This is a genomic window from Oleiphilus sp. HI0079 (assembly GCF_001635105.1).
The window spans coordinates 1-816 of the sequence record NZ_LWFT01000148.1 but is presented as its reverse complement, the minus strand read 5'-3'; the positions used below and the strand labels follow the sequence as shown (position 1 = coordinate 816).

Genomic DNA, 816 nt, shown 5'->3' with positions numbered 1-816 from the left:
CGACTTTGCTGCGTGTTTTGCAGGAAAGGTGCAAACATTACGGAGTCCGGTGGAGCTGCTGGTTATGTTGTCTTTGATTGAACAAACCTCGATAAACCAAGCACGATTAGCAAGCTTGATAAAATACCAAGGCCCGCCCCGGTATATACAGTTAACAGCACCAATGTTTCAACTACGTAACTAGCTGAGAAACCTTGGCCAGCCATTGGCAATGCTTTACTTGCCCCAAATACTGCTGACAGCGTAATAGAAAACCAAACTAAATACATGCTTAATAAACCTGACCAATAGGCTATTTTTAACCATTTATCTTTAAGAGAAAGTAACTCAAAGACGACACCAAATATCATAAGCGCCATGCCACTTTGAACCGCAGCCAAGTGAGCAGACAAAGCCATACGCGGATTTAGGAAATAAGGAATTAGACCACCTTGAATAAGGCCAATTAGAAAAAGTGTAGCCCCCCAGAATATGAGTTTGCCTCCAAGAGGCCCAATTTTAATCGTCAATTTTTGATTCCTTTCTGCTTATTCTGTTTAAAAGAGCAATTGATTATATCCTTCTAGCTAATAAATTCGATTACCCGAGAAGTAATAAAAAACATAACGCCTAGCTAAACGGCAAAATTTGATGGCAGCTTTTTTGCGTGTTTTTGCAAAAAGGATGACAGCATATTTTGTCCATTTGAGCTTCTTGTTAGGTGATTGATTGCCCTAGGTTTTTCTTTAGAATGGGGTGTTTTGGTCGCCACTCTTTTTCTCTTTATTGAAAAGAACCTTGAACTTCAATTCACCGATTATTTTTAATTCTACCATC

1 protein-coding gene is annotated in these 816 nt (G+C 39.2%); it reads right to left on the bottom strand.

Features of this window, described 5'->3' with window-relative positions; genetic code table 11:
• Positions 1-62: 62 nt before the first annotated feature.
• Complete coding sequence (locus A3750_RS02265) at positions 63-509, bottom strand: hypothetical protein (protein WP_068455402.1); 447 nt, start codon at positions 507-509, stop codon at positions 63-65.
• Positions 510-816 lie beyond the last annotated feature (307 nt).